The sequence below is a fragment of the Nocardia transvalensis NBRC 15921 genome, assembly GCF_000308875.1.
GTDB classification, from domain to species: domain Bacteria; phylum Actinomycetota; class Actinomycetes; order Mycobacteriales; family Mycobacteriaceae; genus Nocardia; species Nocardia transvalensis.
Map to the genome: position 1 here is coordinate 103,947 of NZ_BAGL01000128.1, position 25,242 is coordinate 129,188.

General features: G+C 69.1%; 22 protein-coding genes and 1 pseudogene. 11 read left to right on the forward strand and 12 right to left on the reverse strand.

Translation table 11 applies throughout. The features are described from left to right. From ON41_RS42825 to ON41_RS37545, 3 genes are all read right to left on the reverse strand, one after another. A complete protein-coding gene (locus ON41_RS42825) occupies positions 1-930 on the reverse strand; it encodes a DUF302 domain-containing protein (protein WP_051163425.1) in 930 nt (309 codons plus the stop codon). 124 nt (positions 931-1,054) lie between these two features. Further along, complete coding sequence (locus ON41_RS37540) at positions 1,055-2,524, reverse strand: bifunctional aminoglycoside phosphotransferase/ATP-binding protein (RefSeq protein ID WP_040754137.1); 1,470 nt, start codon at positions 2,522-2,524, stop codon at positions 1,055-1,057. An 8-nt stretch (positions 2,525-2,532) separates the two neighbouring features. After that, complete coding sequence (locus ON41_RS37545) at positions 2,533-3,459, reverse strand: universal stress protein (protein ID WP_040754138.1); 927 nt, start codon at positions 3,457-3,459, stop codon at positions 2,533-2,535. A 242-nt stretch (positions 3,460-3,701) separates the two neighbouring features. On the opposite strand from ON41_RS37545, the gene ON41_RS39550 reads away from it, so the two are divergent. Next, on the forward strand, positions 3,702-4,301 hold the full coding sequence (locus tag ON41_RS39550) for an Rv1733c family protein (RefSeq protein WP_051163427.1): 600 nt from the start codon (positions 3,702-3,704) through the stop codon (positions 4,299-4,301). 28 nt (positions 4,302-4,329) lie between these two features. Continuing rightward, on the forward strand, positions 4,330-5,265 hold the full coding sequence (locus ON41_RS37555) for a universal stress protein (RefSeq protein WP_051163429.1): 936 nt from the start codon (positions 4,330-4,332) through the stop codon (positions 5,263-5,265). 27 nt (positions 5,266-5,292) lie between these two features. Here the strand turns inward: ON41_RS37555 and ON41_RS37560 are convergent, their stop codons facing one another. After that, positions 5,293-6,294 carry an Acg family FMN-binding oxidoreductase gene (locus ON41_RS37560; protein ID WP_040754140.1) on the reverse strand — a complete coding sequence of 334 codons (1,002 nt, stop codon included), beginning with the start codon at positions 6,292-6,294 and terminating at the stop codon, positions 5,293-5,295. A 77-nt stretch (positions 6,295-6,371) separates the two neighbouring features. Further along, entirely contained in the window at positions 6,372-9,080 is a 2,709-nt protein-coding gene (locus tag ON41_RS37565; RefSeq protein WP_040754142.1) for a cation-translocating P-type ATPase, read from the reverse strand. A gap of 412 nt (positions 9,081-9,492) precedes the next feature. Here ON41_RS37565 and ON41_RS39555 point away from each other — a divergent pair, with 412 nt between their 5' ends. After that, positions 9,493-11,484 carry a glycosyl hydrolase family 65 domain-containing protein gene (locus ON41_RS39555; protein ID WP_157185789.1) on the forward strand — a complete coding sequence of 664 codons (1,992 nt, stop codon included), beginning with the start codon at positions 9,493-9,495 and terminating at the stop codon, positions 11,482-11,484. Further along, entirely contained in the window at positions 11,481-12,119 is a 639-nt protein-coding gene (locus ON41_RS37575) for a universal stress protein (protein WP_040754144.1), read from the forward strand. The genes ON41_RS39555 and ON41_RS37575 overlap by 4 nt, the downstream gene beginning before the upstream one ends. A gap of 23 nt (positions 12,120-12,142) precedes the next feature. Here ON41_RS37575 and ON41_RS37580 read toward each other — a convergent pair whose 3' ends face one another. Further along, entirely contained in the window at positions 12,143-13,135 is a 993-nt protein-coding gene (locus tag ON41_RS37580) for an Acg family FMN-binding oxidoreductase (protein ID WP_040754146.1), read from the reverse strand. Between the two features lie 140 nt (positions 13,136-13,275). Here ON41_RS37580 and otsB point away from each other — a divergent pair, with 140 nt between their 5' ends. Next, positions 13,276-17,250, forward strand: coding sequence for a trehalose-phosphatase (gene otsB / locus ON41_RS37585; protein ID WP_040754421.1), 3,975 nt, complete (start codon positions 13,276-13,278; stop codon positions 17,248-17,250). Positions 17,251-17,349: 99 nt separating this feature from the next. Here the strand turns inward: otsB and ON41_RS42130 are convergent, their stop codons facing one another. The 5 genes from ON41_RS42130 to ON41_RS37600 form a co-directional block, all read right to left on the reverse strand. Continuing rightward, entirely contained in the window at positions 17,350-17,565 is a 216-nt protein-coding gene (locus tag ON41_RS42130) for a hypothetical protein (protein WP_157185790.1), read from the reverse strand. 1,019 nt (positions 17,566-18,584) lie between these two features. Then, positions 18,585-19,652, reverse strand: a complete 1,068-nt coding sequence (locus ON41_RS42135) for a coiled-coil domain-containing protein (protein ID WP_157185791.1) — start codon at positions 19,650-19,652, stop codon at positions 18,585-18,587. Positions 19,653-19,877: 225 nt separating this feature from the next. Continuing rightward, positions 19,878-20,426 carry a hypothetical protein gene (locus tag ON41_RS39560; RefSeq protein WP_051163434.1) on the reverse strand — a complete coding sequence of 183 codons (549 nt, stop codon included), beginning with the start codon at positions 20,424-20,426 and terminating at the stop codon, positions 19,878-19,880. A 78-nt stretch (positions 20,427-20,504) separates the two neighbouring features. After that, positions 20,505-20,642, reverse strand: coding sequence for a hypothetical protein (locus ON41_RS42140; RefSeq protein WP_157185792.1), 138 nt, complete (start codon positions 20,640-20,642; stop codon positions 20,505-20,507). A 55-nt stretch (positions 20,643-20,697) separates the two neighbouring features. Beyond that, positions 20,698-20,901 (reverse strand): hypothetical protein, encoded by a 204-nt coding sequence (locus ON41_RS37600; RefSeq protein ID WP_040754150.1) that lies wholly within the window; start codon positions 20,899-20,901, stop codon positions 20,698-20,700. Between the two features lie 70 nt (positions 20,902-20,971). On the opposite strand from ON41_RS37600, the gene ON41_RS42145 reads away from it, so the two are divergent. Beyond that, positions 20,972-21,118 carry a hypothetical protein gene (locus tag ON41_RS42145; protein ID WP_157185793.1) on the forward strand — a complete coding sequence of 49 codons (147 nt, stop codon included), beginning with the start codon at positions 20,972-20,974 and terminating at the stop codon, positions 21,116-21,118. A gap of 392 nt (positions 21,119-21,510) precedes the next feature. After that, positions 21,511-21,726: a hypothetical protein gene (locus tag ON41_RS37605; protein ID WP_169336549.1), complete on the forward strand. Its 216-nt coding sequence runs from the start codon at positions 21,511-21,513 to the stop codon at positions 21,724-21,726. A 119-nt stretch (positions 21,727-21,845) separates the two neighbouring features. Here ON41_RS37605 and ON41_RS37610 read toward each other — a convergent pair whose 3' ends face one another. Continuing rightward, entirely contained in the window at positions 21,846-22,301 is a 456-nt protein-coding gene (locus ON41_RS37610) for a pyridoxamine 5'-phosphate oxidase family protein (protein ID WP_063710019.1), read from the reverse strand. A gap of 645 nt (positions 22,302-22,946) precedes the next feature. Here ON41_RS37610 and ON41_RS37615 point away from each other — a divergent pair. From ON41_RS37615 to ON41_RS42150, 4 genes and pseudogenes are all read left to right on the forward strand, one after another. Further along, positions 22,947-23,273 (forward strand): hypothetical protein, encoded by a 327-nt coding sequence (locus ON41_RS37615; protein WP_040754154.1) that lies wholly within the window; start codon positions 22,947-22,949, stop codon positions 23,271-23,273. A 570-nt stretch (positions 23,274-23,843) separates the two neighbouring features. Continuing rightward, positions 23,844-24,080, forward strand: coding sequence for an RlpA-like double-psi beta-barrel domain-containing protein (locus ON41_RS37620; protein WP_157185795.1), 237 nt, complete (start codon positions 23,844-23,846; stop codon positions 24,078-24,080). Between the two features lie 233 nt (positions 24,081-24,313). Then, the gene (locus ON41_RS37625) at positions 24,314-24,622 is read left to right on the forward strand and encodes a hypothetical protein (protein ID WP_157185796.1); all 309 of its coding nucleotides are present in this window, start codon (positions 24,314-24,316) and stop codon (positions 24,620-24,622) included. 480 nt (positions 24,623-25,102) lie between these two features. Further along, positions 25,103-25,198, forward strand: a pseudogene (locus ON41_RS42150) (IS21-like element helper ATPase IstB); the annotation flags it as partial. Positions 25,199-25,242: the final 44 nt, after the last annotated feature.

Below are 25,242 nucleotides of genomic sequence, written 5' to 3' on the forward strand. Positions count from 1 at the left end.
CTACGGTCCGTCGGCCGCGTACTCCTCGGCAGGGCCTTTCGCCGCCGTCCCGTGCGACTTCGGTCGTTCCCGTCCTGCGTCTGCGCGCACGGCATCGAGGGCGGCGGTGAGCAGCCGATGTATTTCACCGGCGATCGGTTGCAGAGCCTCCTGGCCGGTCGCTCGCGCGTACAGCATCGGGTCGCCGGCCTCGACGCGTGTGCCGCCGTCGGTCGCGCGCACGACGACGGTGCAGGGCAGCAGCAGTCCGGCCGGGGGATCGGACGCGATCGCCCGGGAAGCGAGTGCGGGATGGTAGAGGCACAGGATCAGGTACTGTTCGACGTCCGCCCGCCGCGAGACCGCGTGCATATCGATCTCGCCCAGGGCGCTGAAACCCCGCTGTCGCAGCGTCTCTCGTACTCGCTCCAGCGTTTCGGCGAACCGTTGCCGGACATATACGCCGATGGCGGGTGGCGGCAGCACGGGAATGCGGAGTTCGGTGATCAACCGGCGGGGTTCGGTTACCTCGTCCGGACCCACCAGGTACACCTCCGACGGCGGTCCGGACGCGCGGTACCCGCTTTCCGTCATCCATTCCCGCAGGGCCCGGTAGGCATCGGGCAGGCCCCCGTAGCCGCCCCGGTGCGAGGTCCGCGCGACCAGATCACCGGCACAGACGACCACCTCCGCCCCGGACCGCAGGCTGAGCATCGGCGCGGGCTCCACGGGCACACGGAAATCCACGACCGTCGTCTCGTGCGCGGGCCCTTCCTCGAGGAAGGTGAGGGAGGGTGCGCCGATGGAGGTCAGGCCCGCTCGCTGGACTGTCGCCATCAGGTCGCGCATTCCCTCGGCGACATCCTCACCGAGCCGACCCTGCCGGACCTCGCGGGGCATCCGCAGTACCGCCTGCGGCACGGTCTCGCAGACGTTCACTCGATACTCCATGGCGGCCTCCCTCTCTGCGACGAGGGTGCGCCTCGGTCGCGACGGTGTCGAGGGGCTAAAGCCACGCAACCGGCAAGCACTATCGCCCGACACCCGCGACGCACGGAGGACGGATGCGGTCCCCCTACGGTGTGTGATCGGAGGATCGTTGCCAGGCCCGCATGGCGGTGTGGATCGTTTCCGTGAGTGGCTGGGTGGTGTCGAGGGGCAGTGCGCTGTCCCACGGCGCCCGGTCGGCCGCCATGGCCGAGGCGATGGCGGGCGTCGCCTCGGATTCGCCGCCGGATCTGGCGGCGATCCGGCTGGAGGTCACCGAAAGTGGTGCTGTGCAGCATAATTCGATCATGTCCGCGGCGGTGCCGGTGGCCAGGTTCGTGACGCGGCGGCGTTCGTCGGCGTCGGTCCAGCTGGCATCGAGGACTACCGAGTGGCCGCCCTCGAGGAGGGCGCGGGCTTCGGCGCGTAGCGCCGCGTACACCTGGGCGCGGGCCTGCGGGCTGTAGGCGCCCCTGCTGTAGGCGCCGCTCGCGCCGGTCAGCGTGCCCTGCGTGCGTTGCCCGGCCCGAATGTGGTCGGTGGAGAGAACGGTCGCGCCCGTGCGGTGCGCGAGTGCTTGTGCCACTGTCGATTTGCCGGTCCCCGGCAGCCCGCCCACGAGCGCCATGCGTACCGCGCCGGCCGTCAGATGGTGTATCGCGAGGTCGAGGTGACGGGTGGCGTGCTCCGCAGCGTCGGGGGCGCCCTGCCGGTGGCGGATGCAGTTCACCTTCGCGCGCACCGTGGCACGATAGGCGAGGTAGTGGTGGCGCAGCGACGACGGTGCCGGATCGGCTGTCGCGGTGACGTATTGGTCCATCAGGGAGTCGGCGAGGTCGGGATGGCCGAGGAATTCGAGATCCATCGCCAGGAAGGCGATATCGTCCAGCCGGTCGACGTGGCGCAGTTCGTCGTCGAAGTCGAGGCAGTCCAGCACGCGAAACCCGTCGGGCAGCACGTAGATGTCGCCGGCGTGCAGATCGCCGTGCCCGTCCACGATGCGGTGCGTCGCGATCCGGCTGTCGAACAATGTCGTACGGCCGTCGAGATACCGGGTGGCGAGCCGGTCGATGCGATGCGCGCGCTCGGCCGGGACCGGCGGATCGGTGAGACCGCGCAGTAGCGCGGCCCACCGCGCCCGCACCGCGTCCGCCGTGGCGGCACGGTCGATCTCGGGGCCGCGGCGAGCGCCGTCGTGGAATCGGGTGAGCATACCGACCAACGCCGACAACGTGTTTCCGGTCGCCCCGGGCCCCGCGAGCACCGCGGACAGCCGGGCCGCGCCGGGCATCCTGCGCATCACCAGGACCGGTTCGCCGGGGCCCCCGGACGGGTCGGTGAGCCGGCCGACGCCGAGATAGGCATCGGGTGCCAGCCGCCGATTGAGTTCGAGTTCTCGCGCGCAGGCGTGTTCGCGGCGTTCGAGGGAACCGAAATCGAGAAAATCGGTGACCACGGGCTTCTTCATCTTGTACGCGCGGTCACCGCACAGCAGGACGACCGCCGAATGGGTCTCGTGCAGGACCGCGAAGGGCTCATCGCGCGGCGTCGCCTCCATCCGGCGTCCTATTTCGGCGGGTGGACGACCATCACCGGGCAATGCGCGTGCTGCACAAGCGCATTCGAGGTGGAGCCCAGCAGCAGGCTGCGGAACCCGGCGCGGCCCCGGCTGCCCACGACCACCAGCTGCGCCGATGCCGACCAGCGCTGCAGGGCGGTCGCGGGATCGGATAGGCAGACGTCGCGGCGGACCGTGACGTCCGGATACTTCTCCTGCCACCCCGCCAGTCGTTCGGCCAGCGCCGCTCGCTCGTCGGTCTCGATATCGTTCACCGGGAACAACAGGTAGGGGTCGCCGGCGAACTGCCCGAACGCCATATCGGTCCACGCATGCACCGCGACCAGTTCGGTATCACGCTGGGAGGCCTCGTCGAACGCCGCCGCCAGCGCCGCCTCGCTGACGGGGCTGCCATCGACGCCGACGACCACCGGGCCCTCGGTGCGTAAACGGTCATCGGCGTCCGGGTCCGTGCGCACCACGACGACAGCGCCCTCGGCGTGACTGGTGACCGACGACAGTATCGAACCCAGGTGTGCCGGCAGCGTGTTCGTCCCGGCCTCGCCGAGGACCACGAGGTACGCCGCGGCACTGTGGCGCAGCAGGATCTCCGCCGGGCTTTCGTCGGTGACCTCGGTCGAGACCGGGGCGCCGGGTGCCGCCAGCTCAATCCGGCGTTGCGCCCGCTCGACGAGTACGGCGCCCTGGGTTCGAACGGATTCGAGCACCGGTGGCACCCACACGTCGTAGCGGCCGAAAACCTTTCGCATGCCGTCGAGGTCGAGCCCGTGCACGATGCGCAGTTCACGGCCGCGTTGCAAAGCCACCTCTGCCGCCCAGGTGAGAGCCGATGCGGCGGCCGTGGACCCGTCGACCCCGACCACCACGGGCGCCGAGGCCAGATGGTGTGGGTCGTCGATGTTCGCGCGAGTCATCGCGAATTCCTTTCGTCACGGCGGTCCCGGGACCGTCATCGGATAGCGCCAACGCTAGGAACCGGCAAGGGGAGGCGACGCTGCCGAAAGTCCCCGGGTGGAAGGTCTCGGGCCCCGAACTCGCGCCCGGGCCCGGGATCGTTGCCGGACGGCCCGGCCACCGGTGACCTTCGGCCGGTCACGGCGAGGGGTTCGGGGCGCAATGCTCGATTCCACGGGACACCGAGCGGAAGAGGGATGAGATGACACGGTATCCGTCGACGGCACTGCGGGTTTGGCGGACGGCGCCGTGGGCTGCCAATCCGATGATGCGGCTGTCGGATCGAGTGGAGGGCGCCGTGCGCATCCTGGCGATCGTCGTGGCGCTGGCCGCGATACCGGTGTGCGGGGCCATAGGCACCGCGCGCTACGACCCGGCCGTGGCCGAGATCGCCGCTGCGAACGCCCGGAAGACCGAGGTGACGGCCGTGATCGTCGATGACCCGGTGCTCGTCTCGTCCTCGCACGCCAACGGGGCCTACGACGAGAAGTTCGAATCCACGGTGCGGTGGAGTGACAACGGCACATCGGGTCAGGCCACCGTCGGGGTCGGACGGAAGGCGCACCCGGGGGATCGAATGCCGTTGTGGCTCGGCCCGGACGGACGCCCGGCGGGTCCGCCGCTGCCGGCGAGTGCCGCCGTCTGGCGGGCCGCCGGACTCGGCGCCGGCACGCTGGTGGAGACCTGGGCCGCGGTGGGAGCGGTGGTGCTGTTGATCTCCTGGCTGCTCCAGCGCCGGCATCGCCGCTGCTGGACGCGGGAGTGGCGGCAGATCGCCCGTCCGATCGGGCAAGACACCTAGCGAGCACACGCAATCCGAGGAGGATGCCATGACCGACCACCCGCAGACACCGGCCACCGCGCCGAACCCGCCGGTCCTCGCGGCGATCGACGGGTCGGCGGTGTCCTATCACGCCGGCGCCTGGGCCGCCGTCGACGCCGCACTGCACGGCTGTGACCTGCACCTGATCACATCCGTCTCGCTTCCGGTCGGATTCGGGCCGGTGCCGATCCTCGGTGAGGGCGACTTCACGTGGTTGCATGCCGACGCCGAACGCATGCTGACGGAGGCGACGCGGGTCGCACGCGCCGCGGTGCCCGGCACCGCGCTGACGATCCGCACCGAAGTGGTGACGGAGCCGATCATCCCGGTGCTGGTGGAGCGTTCGCGGCACGTCAGGACGCTGGTGGTCGGCAGCCGCGGCCTGGGCGCGTTGCGGCGCGGGCTGCTGGGTTCGGTGAGCACGGCGGTGACCCGGCACGCGCACTGTCCGGTCGCGGTCGTGCATTCGACATCGGCGACGGATTCGGTCTCGGTGGCCGAGCCGGTGCTGGTCGGTGTGGACGGCAGCGACAACAGTGTGCCCGCTCTCGAATTCGCCTTCGACGAGGCGTCGCGGCGCAAGGTGGGGCTCGTCGCGCTGCACGCGTGGACCGACGTGAGCGCGGGCCTGGACGTATCGATCACCGGCTGGGACACCATCCGAGAGACCGAGGACGCGGTATTCGCCGAGGAACTGGCCGGATACTCCGAGCGCTACCCGGACGTGCCGGTGCGCCGAGTCCTGGTGTGTGACCGGCCCGTCCGCTCGCTGCTGGAGGAGTCGGAGCGGGCGCAGCTGCTGGTGGTCGGCAGCCACGGGCGTGGCGGATTCGCCGGAATGCTGCTCGGCTCGACCAGCGGCGCACTGGTGCAATCGGTGGAATGCCCGATCGTGGTTGTGCGCCGCTCGACGGAAAACGCTGCCGGACAGCACAATTCGTGACAACGAGGACGCTGGCGGCCGGACCGCTCAGCCGTGTTCGATGGTCACGACGTCGGTGAGCGGTCGGCGGGGTGTCGTCGGCGGGGCGGGCTCGTCGGCCGGCGTGGTGCCGATTCGGAGGAGGGCTTGGGGTGTCGCGGGAAGGGGGACCAGGTTGGCGACGGCGCGGCGCCCGGCGGGCAACTCGGTGATATGGGTGAGCGCGCACGTATGCAGTCCGGCGACGGTCGCTTCCAGCAGTACCGCCGAGAGAGCCTCGCCGGTATGCAACCACCGCGGCACGGAATCGCCGTACGAGCTCAACACCACGTATTCGCTGTGGTCGTCGGTCGACGGCCGCCGCTCGGAATGCGGCGCGGACGGAAACGCGCGCCCGACATCGACGCGAGCGGCCTCGGCGTCCGACACCAGGGCCGTGGGCGGGACGCCCTCAGGGGTGTCGGGATGTCCTGCCCACCAGTTCAGTTCGATCTGATACATGGGATCGTCGCTGCGGGCGGTCGCGGCTCGCACCGACAACGCGGCCAGCCGGGCCCGCGCGTCACCGGTGAGTACGTCCAGGGATATCTCGTGCGGCGACGCGAGCTTTCGCAGTTCGGGCAGGAGCCGGTTCCAGCCGCGGGGCTCGCGCATCGGCAGCCGATCGCTGTAGCGCTGGCCGATCGCGCGGGCGCGTGCCGCGATGCCGGCGGGCGGATCGGGCCACGGCCGAAAATCGATTACCGCCAGGTAGGCGGGCCGGTCGGGCTCCGGCTGCCGGATCGTGTCGGTGCGCCAGCCGTACGCGGCGAACGCGGTGCGCGCGTGATGGAGCACGGCGCCGCAGCTGATGATCTGCTGACGGCCGTGCGGATCGGTGGCCGGCAGCAGGCGGTCCGGATCGGCATACAGGCGCAGGCGGGTGCCGTCGAACCGCCAGTGCCACGGCTGCGTATTGTGAACCGACGGCGCACGCTGTGCCAGCCGTACGGCCGTGAGCAGCGTCTGCCGGTCCGGTGCGGACACGGTGGAGTGTTTCCCGATCGTCATGAGTCGAGTCTGGATCCGCCGGCTCGCCGTCGGTACGGTCTTCGGTCCCGCATGGGCGAGGCGATCGGCCCGACCGTTCACAGGGTGCGACGGCGGACCGCCCAGCGGCGCAGTTCGTCCGCGCCCCAGACCACGACGGGGAACGGGAGCACCAGGGCCACCATCCACGGCGCCAGGGCCGCGGTGCCCAGGACGTACTGCAGCGGTGGGAAGTAGCTGATGAATGCGGTCAGGACGAGTTCGAATGCGATGCCCCACAACAGCATCGGGTTGCTGAACGCCCCGATCGAGCGGAGCGCGGCGCGGTCGGTGCGCGCGGCGAACGCGGTGCCGATCTGACCGGCGACCATACCGGCGAACATCACCGTGATCGCCTGTCGGTAGGCGTGGTGCAGGGGAGTACCGGCGTCGGTGGCATCCCCGGGATGCCACCCGGCGGCGAGCAGGACGGCGAAGAATCCGCCGAGGGCGAGGACCGCACAGAGCACGCCGAGAAACAGCCACGCACGCACCAGCATCGGGCCTCGGATCACCGCCTCGTGCCGCGGTCGCGGTGGCCGCCGCATGATGCCGGGCTCGGCGCGTTCGCGGCCCAGGGCGAGTGCGGGAAGGGTCTCGGTGCCGACATCGAATGCCAGCAGCAGCGGCACCGTGAGAGGGAGCGGGACCGTCCCGCCGGACAGGGCGAACACGAGGAACGGTAATACCTCGGGAGTGGCGTGGGCGAAGATGTAGAAGATGAACTTGCGAATGTTGTCGTAGCTGCGGCGTCCGGCGGCCACCGCGGCGGCGAGCGTGGCGAAGTTGTCATCGGTGAGCACCATGGTCGACGCTTCCCGGGCGACATCGGTTCCGCTGCGGCCCATGGCGATTCCGATATCGGCGCTGCGCAGGGCGGGGGCATCGTTGGCGCCGTCACCGGTCATCGCCACCACGTGCCCGCCGGCGCGCAGCGCGTCGGCGATGCGCAACTTCGCCTCGGGGGAGGCGCGGGCGAAGATCAGCTCGCCGGTGGTGTCGAGGAGCCGGTCGAGCGCGTCCTCGTTCATCCGGTCCAGCTCGGCACCGGTGACGATGACCGGCTCGGCGCGCACGATGCCGACCTGCCGGGCGACCGCTGCGGCGGTGCGACCATGGTCGCCGGTGATCACGATGATGCGGATCCCGGCGGTGCGGCATCGGGTGACGGCCTCCGCCACCTCGGCGCGTGGCGGGTCGACGATGCTCACCAGACCGAGCAGCGTCAGCGCGGACTCCGCCTCCGGCGCCGTGCCCGGAATCGGTTCGAACTCGCTGAGGGGCCGGTCGGCAATGGCGAGCACCCGGAAGCCGGCGTCGGCGCGGTCGTCGATCAGCTTCTCCAGCTCCGCGCGACGTTCGGCGGTCAGCGGCGTGGGCCGCCCGTCCGGCGCGAGTTCCGCGGTACATCGCGGCAGGATCGATTCCGGCGCCCCTTTGACATGGATCGCGGTGGATACTCCGGACCGGTCGACGGTGGACATCCGTTTGCGGACGGAGTCGAAGGTGAACTGGCGCACCCTGGTCACCTCGGTGACGGCGCCCACCGTGGCCGCGGCGGCGGACACCGCGACGTCGGTGGCATCGCCGATGAGGTCGCCGGATGTGGTGCGATGCGCATTGCTGCACGCATTCATCGCCGTCGACAGCCTGCTCACCAGGGCGGGAGCGAGTGCGGCCGTGGCGGATTCGTCCGACGGGTCGGCGGTGCCGCCACTGGTGTCGATCGCGGTGACTCGCATCCGGTTCTCGGTGAGGGTTCCGGTCTTGTCGGTGCAGATGACGTCGGTGGAGCCCAGCGTCTCGACTGCCGACAGCCGCTTGACCACCGCTCCGCGTTGCGCGAGGCGCCGGACGCCGATCGCGAGCGCCAGGGTGATCACGGGCAGCAGCCCCTCCGGCACGTTCCCCACCAGCAGCCCGACCGCGAAGATCACGGCGTTCAGGAACGACAGTCCGGCGCCGAGTACAGCGATCGGGATGAACGCCGCGCCCAGCAGCACCGAGATTCCCGCGATCAGCCAGGCGACGCGCCGCACCTGACGCTCCAGCGGGCTCTCCTCCGGCCGCACCCGCTCGGACAGCGACGCGATGCGCCCCAGCTCGGTGCGCATCCCGGTGGCGTAGACGACCGCGGTCGCCTCGCCGCCGGTGCAGACGGTGCCGCTGAAGATCACGTCGCGGGCCTGCAGCAGCGGGACATCGATATCGAGCAGTTCGGCGGCCCGGGACACCGGCGCCGATTCGCCCGTGAGCGCCGACATGTCGACCTCGATATCGCCGTCCAGTAGCCGCGCGTCCGCGGAGATGCGGTCGCCTTCGGTCACCACCAGCACGTCGCCGGGCACCAGTTCGGTGGCATCGATGGACTGCCGCTGCCGGTCGCGAAATACCTTTGCGCGCAGCGGAATGAACGCGGCCAGGGCCTCGACCGCGTGCTCGGCGTGGCGCTCCTGAACGAACGCGAAGGCCGCGTTGAGCACGATCACCGAGACGATCGCCACGGCGATCGGGGCGATACCCACCGCGAAGGCCAGCCCGGCCGCTGCCCAGAGGAGCAACGCCAGCGGGTGCGTGAACTGACGGAGCAACTGGCGCGGCCACTGCCGTCTTCCGCGGCGGCGCAACATGTTCGGCCCGACATGGACGAGCCGTCGTCGTGCCTCGCGCGCGGAGAGGCCGTCCCGGGAACTGCGCAGATCGCGCAGCAGAAGGTCCAGATGCTCGGTCGGCCGCACCTGCTCGGTCGGCCGCACCGTCGAGGGCATCGAACACCTCCCCGCGATCCGAATCACCCCTTCGCCAGTGTCGGTGACGGTGCGCCGTGGCCGGTACGGGCTTTCCTCCTCTGTTCGAGTGGCAATGGTTGACAGGGCACGGCTCGCCGGCTCGGGACCTCCGACCCTGGCCGAGCGGCGCGCATCGTCGGATCGTCGATCACGGAACGACCGGCGAGGGATGGGAACGGAATTCGAGGAGATGAATCGGGATGACGATGTCCGAGCCGATGGGGGTGCTGCACATGCTGATGATGTGCCTGCAGATGTGCGGGATCCTGCCGCCGATGCAGATGCCGATGTAGGGATCGCGCCGATACCTGGGCCCCGCGCCGCCGCAGGAGCCGATCCGCGGTGGGCCATCCGGGAGGACCCCGGCCGGCACCGGGTGTCGGATGCCTCCGTGTTCACGGTGGGCGCGGGTGGATTCGCCACGCGGGGACTACCGGAAGAACGGGACGGTTCGGTGGCGGGAGTGCTGGCCGCCGGCGCCTATGCCGGTGACGGCTCGGAGCAGCATCTGCTCGAGGGACCGGTGTGGACCCGGACCGGCATCGATCCCGCGCCGGCGGCCGCGGAGTACACGCTCGACCTCTACGGCGGCGTCCTCTATCGCACGCAAGCGGTGCAGGACAGCGACTTTCACAGCCTGCGCTTCGCCTGTGCCGACCGTCCAGGTGTGTTCGCGATGCGTGTCCGGACGCGGGCGCGGATAGTGCCGGGGCCGCCGTTGCGTGCTCCGGCTGCCAAATCCGAGGCGCGGGTTACCGAAATCCCCGTGCCGGCCATCGGCGCCACGACGGACACCGCGTGTCTGCGGGTGAGTTCTGCCTCCGCCGCGATCACGGCCGCCGCGGCGCAGAGCGTGGCGGGCGAGGGCCTGGACCGCGTGGCGGCCTGTGCCATCGACCGGGACGAGGGCCCAGGCGCCGGGCGGGTGCTGCGAATGGTGCAGGGCGCCTGGACGGCCGGGATCGACGACCTGTTGACCTCACATCGGCGAGCCTGGGCCGCACGGTGGGCCGACGTCGGCATCGAGATCTCCGGCGACCCCGGCACCGAACTCGCGGTCCGGTTCGCGCTGTTTCAGCTGTGGTGTAACGCGGACGCCCACGGCGAGTCCGCGGTCGGCGCTCGGGGCATCTCCGGCCCGGGCTACCGCGGCCATATCTTCTGGGACACCGACGTTTTCGTCCTTCCCGCCGTGGTGAGTATCGATCCGCGGGCGGCGGCCGCGATGATCGCCTACCGGATCAATCGCCTGCCGGCAGCGCGGCAGCGGGCACGTGCGGAGGGCCGTCGCGGCGCCCGGTTCCCGTGGGAATCCGCGGCGGACGGTGGCGATGTCACGCCCCGCGCCGGATACCTCGGCGGCACCGCCGTGCCTATTCGGACCGGTGCGCAGGAAGAGCACATCACCGCCGACATCGCTTGGGCCGTCGATCGTTACGCCGAGTGGACCGGAAACGCGGTGTTCCGCAGCACATCCGGCCGTGCACTGCTCACCGAGACCGCTCGATACTGGGCGTCGAGGGTGCGGCTGGACGCGGGCGGGCGGGCCCACATCGACGATGTCATCGGCCCGGACGAGTACCACGAAGGCGTGGACGACAATGCGTTCACCAATGTCATGGCCCGCTGGAATTTGCGCCTCGCCTCCCGTCTCGCGCCCGAAAACCCGGATGAGACAGTCGAATTCGCGTTATGGCGGAGCTTGGCGGACCGGGTCGTGGACCAGTCGCGCGCCGACGGCCGCTACGAGCAGTTCACCGGATACTTCGACCTCGAGCCGCTGACGGTGGGCGGCATCGCGAGCCCGCCGGTCGCCGCCGATATCCTGCTCGGCCGTGCCCGGGTCGCCGGTTCGCAGTTGATCAAACAGCCCGATGTGCTGATGTTGCACCATCTCGTCCCGGACGAGGTGCTGCCCGGCTCGCTGCCGGTGAACCTGGACTTCTACGGGCCGCGCACCACCCACGGGTCGTCGCTGTCGCCCGCGATCACGGCCGGTCTGCTGGCGCGTGCCGGTCGTCCCGAGGACGCGCTGCGCATGCTCGACATCGCTCTGCGGCTCGATCTCGACGACCGCACGGCCACCACGGCGTCCGGGCTGCACATGGCCACCCTCGGCGGTGTCTGGCAGGCGATCCTCACCGGATTCGCGGGAGTCGTGGTGCGCGACGGAGTGCTGTCGGTGCGTCCCGTCCTGCCCGCCCGGTGGCGCCGGTTGCGGCTGGCGTTCCGGTGCCTGGGCCGGCGAATCCGCCTCGACGTCACCCCCGGCCGCATCGCGGTCGAGGCGGACGGGCCCGTCGTGTGCGCGGTCGACGGCCGGGCGCCGACCGTGATACCGGGCGGTTCCCGCTGGTCCACGACGGAAAGGGGCAGCTCATGAAAGGGATCCTCGTGCGCCCCTCGGAGACGGCGCTCCAGGTGGCGCACGCGATGTCCGCAGTGCTCCGGGCGGAGGTCCGCGCAGTGCCACATAACGTCTCCGACGACGACTTCCTGCGCGCGCTCGCCGGTGCGGACGTCACCGCGGGCGTCGTCGAACTCGACGGGGGCGGCTGGCGAATTCTGCAACGGGCGACAACGCCTGTCGTCCTGGTACCGGCGCGGGTTCGGCCGGGCCCGATCACCAGGGTGCTGGTGCCGCTGGACGGCAGCGACGAGGCGGTCCACGCGGTCGCGGAAACCGTGCGGCTGTTCCGCGCGGCCGGGGTGGTGATCATCGTGCTGCACGTCTTCGACCGCGGCACCGTCCCGGCCTATTGGGACCAGGCCGCCCACGCGCGGGAGGCGTGGGAGGACGAGTTCCTGGCCAGGTATTGCAGCCCGCACTTCCCGGGCCCGGCGCCGGCCGTGACCCTGCGCAGCGGCCACCCGGGCGAGAACGTCGTGGACGTCGCCGCCGAACAAGCAGACCTTATCATTCTGGGCTGGTCGCGGAATCTGTTGCCCGGCCGCGCGGAGACGGTGCGAAGGACGGTCGCCGACGCCACGGTTCCGGTGTTGCTCATACCGGACTGAGGCAAGCAACTCGCACGAATCGCCTACGGCTGTATGCCTTCGGGCACTTCGAGTATCTCGGCGAGGGGCAGCCTCGGCGTGGGCTCCGTTCGGTCGTCGGACGCGCGCGCCGCGCCCACTCGAATCAGGACCTGCGGCAACGTTTTTCGGCCGACGATTCCCGCGACGACGGCGCGGGCCCGGGGTACCTCGGTGAGGTGGGTCAGCGGGCAGGTCGCGTACCCCGCGAGGGTGCACTCGAGCAGGACCGCGGACAGCACCTCGCCGCAGGACAGCAGGCACCCGGCCGAATCGTCGTCGGTGGACAGCAGCAGGATCGTCGACCGGTCGGTCTCCGGCTCGTCCGGGGAGGGCGCGGCGGTGCCGGACGGAAGTCTGCGTGCCACCGGAACCCGGTTACGCCGCTCGGAGGGGACGAGCGCCTCCCGGGGGACCCCGGCTCGCCCGACGACATGTCCTGTCCACCACTGCAATTCGGCGTGATACCCGGAGTCGTAGCGGCGCAGTGCCGCGGTGAGTTCGGAGGCGTGCGCGAGTGCGGGGCGGTAGTCGTCGGAAATCGTATCGAGGGTGGCGTCGGCGGGATCGAACGTGGTGCGCAGGATCGTCTCGAAGGTGTCCCAGCCGGGCGGCGCGGCGAACGGCGCGCGGTCGGTGTGCCGCCGGACGATCGCGTCGGCGCGGTCACGGTCGCCGTCGGTGACGACGCGAGCCCGGGCGAACCGGACGGTGGCAAGGTGTTCGTGGTCGTTCGGGTTCGGAAACCGGTCCACGATCGTGCGCCAGCCCGCGGCGGCCATGGCGGCGCGCAGATGCCCCAGCGCGATACCGCAGCCGAGGATCATCTGGCGCCCCGACGCGTCCGTCACCGTGAGCATGCGCTCGCGGACCGTGTGCAGGTGCAGCTCCGTGCCGTCGAACACCCACCGCCACGGCTGGCTGTTGTGCAGCGACGGTGCTCGTCCGGCGAGCAGGACGGCCTTCTCGATCACGTCGCTGGCAGGGGCGTTGGTCATGGACCCACCGTAGGAACGGCGGGCGCGCGGCGAAGCGGCCGTTGGTCCCGACCTCGAGCGACACAGGGCCACCATCGGGCCCCCGAACGGGGACTTGCGGCACTTGCCGCCGTGGCCACGCGACGGCCACCGTGGTGGGCGTGTACGACGTGGAACCGGCGGGACCGGTGCTGGATTCGCGCCGCTACGACGCGGTCGTCTTCGATATGGACGGGGTGGTGACCGACAGTGCCGCGATCCATGCGGCCGCCTGGACCGAGCTGTTCGACGCCTTCCTGGCCGGCCGCGCGCCGTCCCCCGGAGCGGACCTCGGACCGTTCACCGCGACCGACTACGAACGCTACGTCGACGGCAAGCCGCGGTACGACGGAGTCGCGGACTTCCTTGCCGCACGGGGGATTTCCCTGCCACGAGGGAATCCGTCCGACCCAGAGAGCGCGCCGACCGTCTGCGGGCTGGGCAATCGCAAGGACCACCTCTTCCTGACGCGCCTCGCCCGTGACGGCGTCCCGGCCTTCGCCTCCACCGTGTCGCTGGTGCGGGAGCTGCGCGGGGCGGGTATCGCGAGCGGGATCTTCTCCGCCAGCCGCAATTGCGCCCAGGTACTCGAGGCCGCCGGAATCGGGGATCTGTTCGGTGTCCGGGTCGACGGCCTCGTCGCCGAATCCCTCTCTCTACCAGGTAAACCCGATCCGGCGATGCTGATCGAGACCGCTCGCCGCCTGCGGGCCGACCCGGGCCGCACCGTGGTCGTGGAGGACGCGGAGGCGGGCGTGGCCGCCGGCCGCCGTGGCGGGTTCGGTCTGGTCGTAGGCGTGGACCGGGTGGGTCACGCCGACCGCCTGCGGTCCCGGGGCGCCGACGTCGTGGTCACCGATCTGGCCGAGGTCGGCGTGCGTGCCGGATTCCGGCGCATGTCGGAGCTGCCGGACGCCTCCGGTTCGTGGTCGCGGATCGCGGATCTTCTCGATACCGAGGAGGCCGTCGTTCTCCTGGACTTCGACGGAACGCTCGCCGATATCGTCGCCGATCCGGCGGCGGCGGCGCTGGTCGACGGCGCGGGGGAGACGCTGGCGGCGCTCGCCGGGCAGTGCCCCGTCGCGGTCGTCAGCGGCCGCGATCTCGATGATCTGCACAAGCGGGTAGCGGTCCCCGGCCTCTGGTACGCGGGCAGTCACGGGTTCGAACTCCTCGCCCCCGACGGCAGCCTGCACGTTCACGACGCCGGTGCGGCCGCTGTCGAGGCGTTGGACCACGCCGCCGCCGAGGCCGCGGACCGGCTGCCCGGCGTCGTGGGGGTGCGAGTGGAGCACAAGCGTTTCGCGGTCGCGGTCCACTACCGTGCCGTCGCCGCCGAGTCCGTCCCGCACGTGGTGGCCACTGTCCACGACATCGGCCGCCGACTCGGGTTGCGCGTGACCGACGGCCGGAAGGTCACCGAGCTGAGGCCCGACGTCGACTGGGACAAAGGCCGTGCGCTGGAATGGATTCTGGATCGTCTCGGCGCGCCGGCGCTGCCGATCTACATCGGCGACGACGTGACCGACGAGGACGCCTTCGACGCCGTCGCCGCCGAGGGTATCCCGATCGTCGTGCGCCACACCGAGAACGGTGACCGCCGCACCGCGGCACATTTCGCCCTCGACGCGCCCGTTCGCGTCCGGGAGTTTCTGGCGCGACTCACCGACGTGCTGGCCGGGGAGGACGAGACGGCCGGTTCGGCGGCATGGCTGCTGACCTATGCGGGCTACGACCCGGCGGCGGAGAAACTACGCGAGGCGCTGTGCACGGTCGGCAACGGCTATCTCGCTACTCGCGGCGCCGCACCCGAAGCCGCTGCCGGTGCGCATCATTATCCGGGGACGTACGCCGCCGGAATCTACAACCGGGTGACCGACGAGATCGCCGGCCGCGCGGTCGACAACGAAAGCCTGGTCAACCTGCCGAACTGGCTACCGGTGACGTGGCGGATCGACGACGGCGAATGGTTCGACGTCGACGCCGCCGAATTACTGGACTACCGGCAGGAATTCGACCTGCGCCGCGCGGTGCTCACCCGCAGGCTGCGCGCACGGGATCCGTCCGGGCGCATCACCGCCGTGACCCAGCGGCGGTTCGCGGCCATGCACTCGCCGCACCTGTGCGCGCTGGAGACGACGATCGTCGCGGAGAACTGGACCGGCCGCCTGACCGTCCGCTCCGTCATCGACGCGGCGGTCCGCAATACGCTCGTCGACCGCTACCGGCTGCTGTCCGGCGACCACCTCGACGTGCTGTCGGCGACGGCCGTCGGCGCGGACACCGTGCTGGTCCGCACGCGGACCCGGCAGTCCGGAGTACTGCTGGCGACGGCCACACGGACTGTGGCGTGGAAGGATGACGAGCCTTGCACTGCACTATCATTCGAGTCCACCCCGACTGGATCCGGGCATGATTTCCCGGTAGATATGACTCCGGGTGACAGGCTTACGGTGGTGAAGACTGCGGCCGTGTACACCGGCCGCGATCCGGGCATCTCGGCGCCCGAAGACCAAGCCCTCCGCCTGCTTGCCGACACCGGGTCCTTCGCCGACCTGCTCGCGGAGCACACGGCGGCGTGGGAGCACCTGTGGGCGCGGCTGCGCATCGACGCCGACGGCAGCGCAGACCTGGCGCGGGTGACTCGACTGCATCTGCTGCACCTGACGCAGACCCTGTCCCCGCACACCGCCGACCTCGACGCCGGCGTACCCGCTCGCGGGTTGCACGGCGAGGCCTACCGCGGCCACGTCTTCTGGGACGAACTGTTCGTCCTTCCCGTGCTCACACTGCGTTTCCCGGCCCTCGCCCGCTCCCTGCTGCGCTACCGCTCCCGGCGGCTGCCCGAAGCCCGCCGCGCCGCCCGTGCCCTCGGCCGCCGCGGCGCGTTGTTCCCGTGGCAGTCGGGCAGCGACGGCTGCGAACAGAGCCAGACGCTGCATCTCAATCCGCGATCGGGTCGCTGGACACCCGACGCGAGTCACCGTGCCCACCATGTCGGTTCGGCGATCGCCTACAACATCTGGCACTACTACCAGGCCACCGGCGACCGTGAGTTCCTCACCGATCACGGCGCGGGGCTGCTGGTCGAGATCGCTCGATTCTGGGCGAGCAGCGCCGTCTACGACCCGGCCGACGACCGTTACCACCTGTGCGGGGTGATCGGGCCCGACGAATTCCACTCCGGCTACCGGCACGCTCCCTACGACGGCGTCGACGACAACGCCTATACGAACATCATGGCGGCCTGGACCATTCGGCGCGCGCTGGACGCGCTCGATCTGCTCGCGCCCCGCGACCGCGCCGAACTTCTGGAGACGCTCGGCGTCACCGCCGCCGAGCCCGCGCGCTGGGCCGAGATCGCCACCCGCTTGTTCGTGCCCTTCCACGACGGCATGCTCAGCCAATTCGCCGGTTACCACGACCTGGCCGAACTGGACTGGGAGACCTATCGCCGCCGCTACGGCGACATCCGGCGCTTGGACCGAATACTCGAGTCGGAAGGCGACGACGTCACCCGCTACCGTGCCGCCAAACAGGCCGACGTCCTCATGCTGTTCTACCTACTCTCCGCCGACGAACTCCGAGAACTACTGGCGGACATGGGGTATCGGCTGGAACCCGAGACGATCCCGCTGACGGTCGACTACTACCTCGCCCGCACCACCCACGGCTCCACACTGAGCGCCGTCGTCCACGCCTGGGTTCTGGCCCGCGCCAACCGCGACCGCGCCCTGGACTTCCTGAACGACGTCCTCGAATCCGATATCACCGACATTCAGGGCGGTACCACCGCCGAAGGAATCCACCTCGCCGCCATGGCAGGCAGCATCGACCTTCTCCAGCGGTGCTTCACCGGCCTCGAAATCCGTGACGACCGCCTGATCTTCGAACCGGACTGGCCCCCCGCGCTCGCACCGCTGACCTTCCCGATCCTCTACCGAGGCCACCGCCTGACAATCCACATCGACAGCCGAACCCTCGAAATCCACTCCGACCGAAACGATCTCCCGCCGATCGACATCGAATGCCGCGGCCGTGCGGTCCGGGTCGCCGCTGGAGGAAGCACTCGGCTCTCCACAGAGAGGCAGCGATAGCTGGCGTACTCGCATTCTGCGTGGGATCAGTTGTGACGCCGCAGCTAGGGGTTCCTACCGAGGAGCGAGTCGTCGGCACAGGACGGCCGGGTGGGCGTGCTACAGGTGTCCGGGCGATTTCGTTCTCAGCGACGGCAAGCTGTCGGCGGCATCGGCGACCGCCTCACGTTCGATTGCGATGCGTTCACGCTCATCGTCCACTGCTTCACGGCGGCCGGTGAGGTTGCTGCGCGTTTCCGCGCAGTGCGCAAGGCGCTGCACGCCCTCGGCCAGCGTCTCTCTTCTCCTGTGCCAGCTGCCCGCATGCGTAAACACCGAAACTCGCGCTGCTCCAGGGCCGATCGTCCTGGACGCGACCGCACTCCCGCGTGGGGATGGTACGGGCGGGATCGCGCACCTCCCCTTATCCAGGGCGGCAACGCGGTCGTGGTCCGGCGGAGATGAAGAACAGCAGACCCGCTGCCTGCACCACGCCGCACCGAGAGGTCGGTACGGGACGCCACCTGCTCGGTGGCGGCGGGTCGCGGAGGTGGGCGCGGCGAGCACGGTAGCGACGCTGATCGGGTCAGCAGCGCCGACTTCTGCACGCCGCGATAATTCACCGCCGTCACCGCGACCACCGCGCGGGTGGAGACCTTGGGCGAACATCCACAAGCTAACGGCAGAATCGGCTACGCCACAGCCGATCTGGCGTTCCCTGGCGCGGCGGCAGCGGTCTCGGTGCAGCCCCGCCTCGTCGGCGCCGTGGACGGTGCGCCACTCCTGGATCGCTTGTCCGCCGAGGCTACATCCTGGGCGTGGCCTGCGTGGCCCACAACGGTTTACGGTGCCGACCGTGTACTGCTGCGCGATGGGTGGCAGTGATCAGGCGGTGTGCGCGGCTGCCGGGTCGTCCGGTCTCCGAGTAGGGCTGCGAGCTAGACCGTCGTGGTGGGTATCGCGGACGCGTGAACAAATGGCCCGAGGCAGCTACTGGCATGTTGTCCGCAGCTAACTCCATACCGGTTGACCTGGTAAAAGCGAAATCTAGCTGGCTGTTAGCAGCATATTTGCGGTGACCAGGCCCGCCCTGGTTCCGCAGTCGGCTGCGTTCTGGCCCGCGTTCGCGTGGCTGGACCTCTCGGCGGCCGTGAGTCGACCCCTGTCCTGGCTACCTGGCACGGGGATTCTCGACCGTTCGGCTCTTCGACTAGTCCTAGGTCGAACACTTCTCTTCAAGCCGACAGAGAGCGTAGAGGGGCGGATATCGCTTGGGTGCGCACACCCGAGCTGGTCGGCACCGCGCCGTCCCCGCATCTGCTGATCATGGTCACGCCCACCTGCAGCACGCGCCGCTAGGAGCGGTCGACTTCACCGCGGTCTCCTGCCGCGTGTGGTGGCTGGGATGGGAGGTCCTGCTCGTCGCGGTCCGGGCTGGGCAGACCCGGGAGAGCGTCGGTGGGAATCGCGCGCCTCGACGGTGGCGCCTGGCCGGAGTGTGTGACGGTAGGCCGGGGTGGGCGCGGTGCGGGTGGTCGGGCGGTGTTCGAAGCGTCGGTGTGCGGTGTGAAGGTGCTGGCGATCTCGCGGGCGCGGTGTGCGGCGGCCCGGGCCTTTCTGGCGATTTCTCGAGATTCGTGTGCTTTGGCGGGTCGTTGAACGGCGAGCCGCTCGTGTGTCCGGGCGATTTCGTCCTCAGCGACGGCAAGCCTGTTGGCGGCGTCGGCGAACTGCTGTCGTAGGTCTGTCAGCCGTCCGAGTGCCAGGGCTATGTCGGTATGTCCGGTAGCTGATGTCGAGATTTGGTGTATGGGCTGGGCGGGCGGTGGCGGGGTTGGGTCTGCAGGTTCGTCGGGTGAAGGCCCGGTGTGGTCCGGGTCGTCGGTCGATGGTGTTGACTGGTGGTTCAGTGCTCGCTGGCTGGTGGCGACGGCGCGCTCGATTGCGTGTTGCTGGCGGTGGTTTTGTGCTCTGGTGCGGGTGAGCGCTGCTTCGCTGCGATCCAGTTGTGCTGCGCTCGCTGCCAGTCGGGCGCGGCCTCGGGCGATCGTCTCCTGGGCGCGTTGCACGGTCGATGTCGTGGCCAGGCTGGTGCGGTGGGCGCGTTCGTCCAGTTGCTGTTCCAGCGTGTTGAGCTGTTCCTCGCGGTTGTCGCTGGCTCGCTCTCGGAGATCGGCGTCCTTTTCACGCTCGTCGCTGGCGTGTTCGCGTTGGTCGGCGACTTCCTCGCGCTGGTCGGCGGCGGTTTCGCGGAGGTCGGCTACACGGTCCCGTTCATCGGCGGCCCGTTCCCGGCGGGTGACCGCATCCTCGCGTCGTTGGACCAGATCTTCGCGCTGAATGAGTTGGGCCTTGAACTCCACCTCGTTCCGCTCGGGTTCCGGCAGGCTGTCGTTGGGCTGGTCGTGTTGTCGGGCCGACATACTCCCAGAGTGGCTCCGTGACGGCAGGTCGGCCAGGGACAAATGTCACAGTCCCGGTGTGATTGTCGTTGCCGCGAGACGTATTTCGTCAATGCAACACATTCCGAGCCGACATATCGGGTGAGTCCGGCACGAGTTGAGCCGTCCCGACTACAGACCTACCGTAGGTCGCGGCGGCGACGGAGCTGCCCGGAGCTGCCGGAAGGGCCCGGGACTTCGGATTGATCAACCACCGTTTTTCGTGTCGTCGGTGGCTCGTTGTCGTTCGGTCTCCGCCGCTAGTCTTGCCTGTTCGCGCCTGCTTGCCTCCAGTTCCCTCTTGACTGCGGCCTCTTCGCGAAGGTCGGCTTCCTGCTGGCGTCGGCGTTGTTGTCTCGCTCGTTCCTCGTGGTTGTGGGGGTCGATATCTGGGGGGCTTCTCAGTTCCTGTTCGCGGTTGTCCGCGGCGGTCTCCCGTTCGTCCGCGAACTGCTCCCGTTCATCGGCGAGGGCCTCGCGGTCGTTTGCGATGCGTTCACGCTCATCGGCTACTGTTTCACGGCGATCGGTGAGGTGGCTGCGCATTTCCACGCGGTACGCCAGTCGCTGCAGGCCCTCGGCCAGGGTCTCTCTTTTCTCTGCCAGCCGCTCACGTGTGTGTGCGAGCTGCTCGCGCTCGACTGCGAGGTGTTCGCGCTCGGCCGCGATGCCTTCGCGCTCCTCGGCGATTCGTTCCCGCTCGGCCGCCACGCTCTCGCGTTCCCCGTCCGGGGTAAGGATCGGCTCGAGAACCATCTCAGCCCTCCTTCTTCGTCGCACAGCGATGCCCCACACCGCGCACCTTCAACAGGTAGACACCGAGGCTGGCGCAGTCTAGAGCCGATGGTCCTGAACGCGGACGCACTCCCACGCGCGATGGTGCGGGCGGGGAACGCGCGCCTCCTGATCCGGGGCGGTGATGCGGTCGTATCCGGCGGAGATGAACAACAGCAGATCAGCTGCCTGCACCACGTCGCACCGAGAGGCCGGTGCCGACCGCCAGATGCCCGGCGTCCGACACGGGCTGTCAAGGGCTTTCACCGGGGTGTGCGCGTTGCCGATGCGATTGCGCACCGACCGGATCGGTGTCCTCAACCTGTTCACCGCGCGACCGTACGCGCTCGCCGCCGACGATCTGCACGTCGAGCAGACGCTCGCCGATGTCGCGACCATCGGCATTGTGCATGCCCGGATTCTCGCGGACTCGCTGGCGGTCAACGAGCAGCTTCATCGTGCGCTCGACAGCCGAGTGGTGATCGGGCAGGCCAAAGGAATGCTCGCCGAACGCGGGAAACCTCGATATGGCCGTCGCCTTCCGGACGTTCCACACGTACGCCCGCGACACCAACCACCGGCTGGCCGAACTCGCGAACGCCGTCGTCGAGCGCGCCGTCGACATGGGCACGATCCTCGGCGGCACCGGCGAAGGCAACCCGACCGGCCGCTAACGACCGGTACGACCGGCACCGAGTGCCGATGAGTCGTCTCCGGGGTGAACCCGCGATGGCACGACTTCCGGTGGCGTACGATGTTTTTCACTGCCGCTGCTCTGGACCTTGGTAGTAGTACGAAGGCGTATGAGGTGTAACACCGCCGACTTTGCAGCAGCGTATCGATCTCTCACAATTTCGCCGGTACGGCTGGGCCGTACCGGACGCCTCATGCCGGACGCGTCGGTGCCGTCCGGTGAACGGTTGAGCCGACGCCGTCCGCGGTGGAGCACTCTCACAGCGAGGACACCATGACCGAGACCGCGTTTCACATCGGGTCCGACGGAGTGCGGATCCCGCGGCGAGCCCCGTGCGATTGTGACGAGAGTAGCTGTATAACCGCACGTTTCGTGACGGCCAGTGACCGGCTGGTGCATGACATGCACGGGCTCGGACTGCAACTGACGGTGCTGCGCGCGCTGTTCGACACCGGCGAGGTGGCAGGTCCCGACCCTCGAGGGGTCCGTGCCGCCATCGCCGCCGCACTCGTGGACCTGGACCTGCTGATCCACAGAACCGACACAGCCGTGCTCGCCCTAACCGAGCAGGCGCCGCCATCGACGTGACGGGTGCGCGTGGATCAATATGTTGCGCTCCCGAGCGGTTGTAGGCGGGTGAGTACCAGGTGGGCGTGTCATCCGGGGCGCGGCGCAGAGTGTGCGTGCCGGGCTCGGGGAACGGACGGTCAGTGTCCGGGTCGTGCCGGTCGGAGTCCGGCCGGCGGGTGGAACTGGAGTATGCCGTTGCGGGAGTCGATGTATCCGACGCCGGTGACGATGTCGGGCTCTATCCGCATCAGGTGCCCACGAGGGCCAGGGAGTACCTGGGCGGGCAGCCGGTGGTCGACGAGACCGCCGGGATCGGTGATTCCGGCGGCGGCGCCGGTGACGATGACACACCAGCCGGTGTGGCTGATGTGGTCGATGGTGTCGGCTTCGTAGGCCACGACCTGCCGGTCGCAGGTCAACGTGGGGGCGAGTCCGGTGGCGATGACGATGGTGCCGTCGGTGACGATGTGGTTGACCGGGCGGATGGTGGGCAGCGCGTAGCGTGAGTACACCACCCGCCCGAAGTGGACGGACCCGAGCAGGGCCAGCGCCTCCACGGTGGTGAGGTGTCTTGTCGCGATCGCATCGGTCATATCCGCTCTCCGAAACCTTGTACACGCCAATCGATTCGGCGAGCATCCCAGCGTCGGAAGCTGGGGTATCGCGAAATCGATGCGCTCAACGCTGATCTTCTTCTGGTCCGGCGCGGCCGCACTGCGACGCCGGTGGAACTTCGGGCACTTGCGTGACCCGGCGGATTCCTTATTCTTCATTCTTCTCCCCGCTTCCGCTCCGCGACAGCGTTCGGGGTAGACGATTTCTGTCCAGCGCGGCCGACCAAACCTTCGACTCGCGAACAGCCGGTTCCGGCTGTCCTCGCTGTGCTTGCGGTCGATATTTCCGATCGCAGGGCTGTCGCACGGGCGAAGCGCTGAGACCGCACACCGTGCCGAGTTACGATGTACCGAAACATGTTCCGTTGACAGACGTAGCGTCCCGACGTCTCGGTGTGCGGCGTTCCGATCTCGTTCGCGGTTCGGGCCGCGCTCGCGACAGCGGTGCTGCCCAGCCGTGACGCCGGGGACACGGTGCGCCACATCTGTTCCCGCATGGTCTCCTTGGGCGTGGTGACTTTCGGCCCTGCCAGGCCATGCGGCGTCGTTCCTACACTGAGGCGTAGACGGGTAAAGCCTTTCGTCCGGCGGCGCCTCACGAAATCCGACATCGAGGTGGCCACAATGACGTCACACATCTCCCCGGCCGCCGCGGCGTTCACCGCGTCCACTACCGACCCTTTCGCTGCCACGCAGGACTTCGCGTCGATCGATCCCGTGTTCGCCTCGCTCAGCGATCGTCTGGTGCGCCACCTGTTCGACACCGGACTGCGACTGGACGCCCAACGCCGAGACGGCACAGACTCCGCGACCACGGCGGTACTCGACAGCCTCGACACGCTCATCCGCGACACCAGCCTTGCCATGCTCGACCTCGCACGGCAGACACTGGCGGCCGAACACTCTCCCCGGTCGTCGGCCTACCGCCCCGTGTCATACCTCCCGGCGTAGCAACCAAAGGATGCCCCGTTGCCCGACAAATCTCGGCGTACCACGATGGCCAAAAAGCAAGGGAAATCGATCAAAGAGAAACGAGCCGAGAAGAAGGCCAAATCAGCCGACGCTCAATCCGGCCTTGAAACCTTGGACAACAGGGACAGGAAGCGCAAGTAGGCATACTCCTGTCCGGCACCGGTGTTCAGCCCTCGCGGGGCCCAGTCCCGCGCAGGGCGTGCGGGGGCGATTACTCGAGACAGACAGGCAACCGGCGATCCGGCGGAGGTCCGAGGCGTCTTCGTGAATCCGACGGTACCGATGACGGTTTCCGGCGATCGCCTGGCGGACCGCGCGGCATGGCGCTGTTCGGCTGTCCCGCCTCGGATCGGGTGAAATGCACGTGTTTCTCGATATCGGCGAACCGGAGTTCCGCGGCCACGAGTGTGAGACGCTGTGCAGATCCCACGATATTCCGATTCGCCCGACTCCTGGTCACACCACGCGGCTGTGGTGATGCCCCGTGCCGGCGTTCCGGTCGGGGGGTTCGCCATGTGGTTCCATCCGGGCTGCGGCGCGCGTGGCGGAGTGAACACCGACATCGACCATGTCGCGGCCCTGTCGACCGGCCTCTACGGTGACGGCGAGTCTTACGGTATGACCCTCACCATCGTCGGTCCGGGCTCGGCCCGCGCCTCGGCGAAAATCGTCGACAGATCTTCCCGTTGCCACGACTACAACCTGCTTCTCAGCCCCGCGGTATTCCAATCGCTAGGACTCTCCCTGTCCTGGACCCGCGTCCGCGTGACCTGGACCGTGGTGTAACACCGACCAGGTCGGGACAGCCACCATCCAGCGCACCGAGATTCCTGCCACACTCCTTGCGTCACAATACGATCCGCACACGGCAACCGCTCGAACCACCGGCAAAGGAGGGTGGGCAGATCCGCGCGCACACGGCACGGGTTCGCCGCGATCAGTTCGGATCGCCACAGCGTTCGGGCGAGTCTGGCACTCTGAGAAGCAGCCAATAGCGTTGGTTGTTATCGCGCGGTCGGTTGGCCGAGGAGGCGGCAATGCCAGACCACTGGGTGGTGTGGTTTCAGGACGACGGCCACAGCCACGAAGTGGTCTATCGAGGCTCGGTGATGGAGTGCCTTGCCTACATGGCCGGCGTCGACACCGAAGCACGGCGACACGGCGTCGCCCTCGAACGAGACGGATCGGAAATACGAGCATCCGGCACCGACGGTGCCGCCCTGTCCTGGGTGATCGCACCCGAGCACACCCCGGGAAGCGGCTTGCCGCCCGAGTTCCCGGATCTCACCGACACGCACACGTTCCGGCCCCACCCGCCGAATCCGTAACGAGCCGCCCGCCAACGTCAATCGAGGCCCCCACTCGACATCCACCACCGGACTTGCGACACGATCACCCGGATCTTTCATCGGCTGATCGAGGAGCACGGGATGACCGACGTGTCCTACCGCGGGTCCGCTCCAGTGTGAGTGAACGGCAAGCTCAGATCCGTGCCGAGGCCGGGCGCGGACCGGCGGCCGGTGTTCGTGCCGCAGCTGCACCGGCCCGGGATGGACGCCGAGGTCGACTGCGGTGAGGTGATGGTCCGGCTGCGCCCGCGAGGTGGTGCGCTGCTACCTGTTTGCATTGCGGATGTCGTTCTCCGGCAAGGCTGTTCACCGCATGTCGATGCCGGGCGGTCAGGAGGCGTTCTTCGAGGGCCATGACCCATGCGCTCACGCGAGCGTCGGCCCGCGCGCCGTTTCGGCGGGCGGCGGCGAGCGAACCGACACCAGAAACGGTGCACGGCGTCTCGCCGCCAGGCCCGACACATGGAACTCGACGAACGCGGCGCCGAGCTAGTGTTCCAGGTCCTCGCCGAACGGGAGGAGAAGAACAGCGCCGCGATCGCCTCCAACGACAGTGTCGGCAAAGCGCACATGTTCGAGCGAACCTGAGCGCAGGCGCT

Excerpts from the sequence above, each read along its gene's own strand:
- ON41_RS37615 (WP_040754154.1), top strand. The coding sequence starts at position 22,947 with ATGACGTCACACATCTCCCCGGCCGCCGCGGCGTTCACCGCGTCCACT.
- ON41_RS42135 (WP_157185791.1), bottom strand. The coding sequence starts at position 19,652 with ATGTCGGCCCGACAACACGACCAGCCCAACGACAGCCTGCCGGAACCC.
- ON41_RS37600 (WP_040754150.1), bottom strand. The coding sequence starts at position 20,901 with ATGAAGCTGCTCGTTGACCGCCAGCGAGTCCGCGAGAATCCGGGCATG.
- ON41_RS37565 (WP_040754142.1), bottom strand. The coding sequence starts at position 9,080 with ATGCCCTCGACGGTGCGGCCGACCGAGCAGGTGCGGCCGACCGAGCAT.
- ON41_RS37610 (WP_063710019.1), bottom strand. The coding sequence starts at position 22,301 with ATGACCGATGCGATCGCGACAAGACACCTCACCACCGTGGAGGCGCTG.
- ON41_RS42825 (WP_051163425.1), bottom strand. The coding sequence starts at position 930 with ATGGAGTATCGAGTGAACGTCTGCGAGACCGTGCCGCAGGCGGTACTG.
- ON41_RS37545 (WP_040754138.1), bottom strand. The coding sequence starts at position 3,459 with ATGACTCGCGCGAACATCGACGACCCACACCATCTGGCCTCGGCGCCC.
- ON41_RS39560 (WP_051163434.1), bottom strand. The coding sequence starts at position 20,426 with ATGGTTCTCGAGCCGATCCTTACCCCGGACGGGGAACGCGAGAGCGTG.
- ON41_RS39550 (WP_051163427.1), top strand. The coding sequence starts at position 3,702 with ATGACACGGTATCCGTCGACGGCACTGCGGGTTTGGCGGACGGCGCCG.
- ON41_RS37555 (WP_051163429.1), top strand. The coding sequence starts at position 4,330 with ATGACCGACCACCCGCAGACACCGGCCACCGCGCCGAACCCGCCGGTC.
- ON41_RS37575 (WP_040754144.1), top strand. The coding sequence starts at position 11,481 with ATGAAAGGGATCCTCGTGCGCCCCTCGGAGACGGCGCTCCAGGTGGCG.
- ON41_RS37540 (WP_040754137.1), bottom strand. The coding sequence starts at position 2,524 with ATGGAGGCGACGCCGCGCGATGAGCCCTTCGCGGTCCTGCACGAGACC.
- ON41_RS42145 (WP_157185793.1), top strand. The coding sequence starts at position 20,972 with ATGGCCGTCGCCTTCCGGACGTTCCACACGTACGCCCGCGACACCAAC.
- ON41_RS37580 (WP_040754146.1), bottom strand. The coding sequence starts at position 13,135 with ATGACCAACGCCCCTGCCAGCGACGTGATCGAGAAGGCCGTCCTGCTC.
- ON41_RS37560 (WP_040754140.1), bottom strand. The coding sequence starts at position 6,294 with ATGACGATCGGGAAACACTCCACCGTGTCCGCACCGGACCGGCAGACG.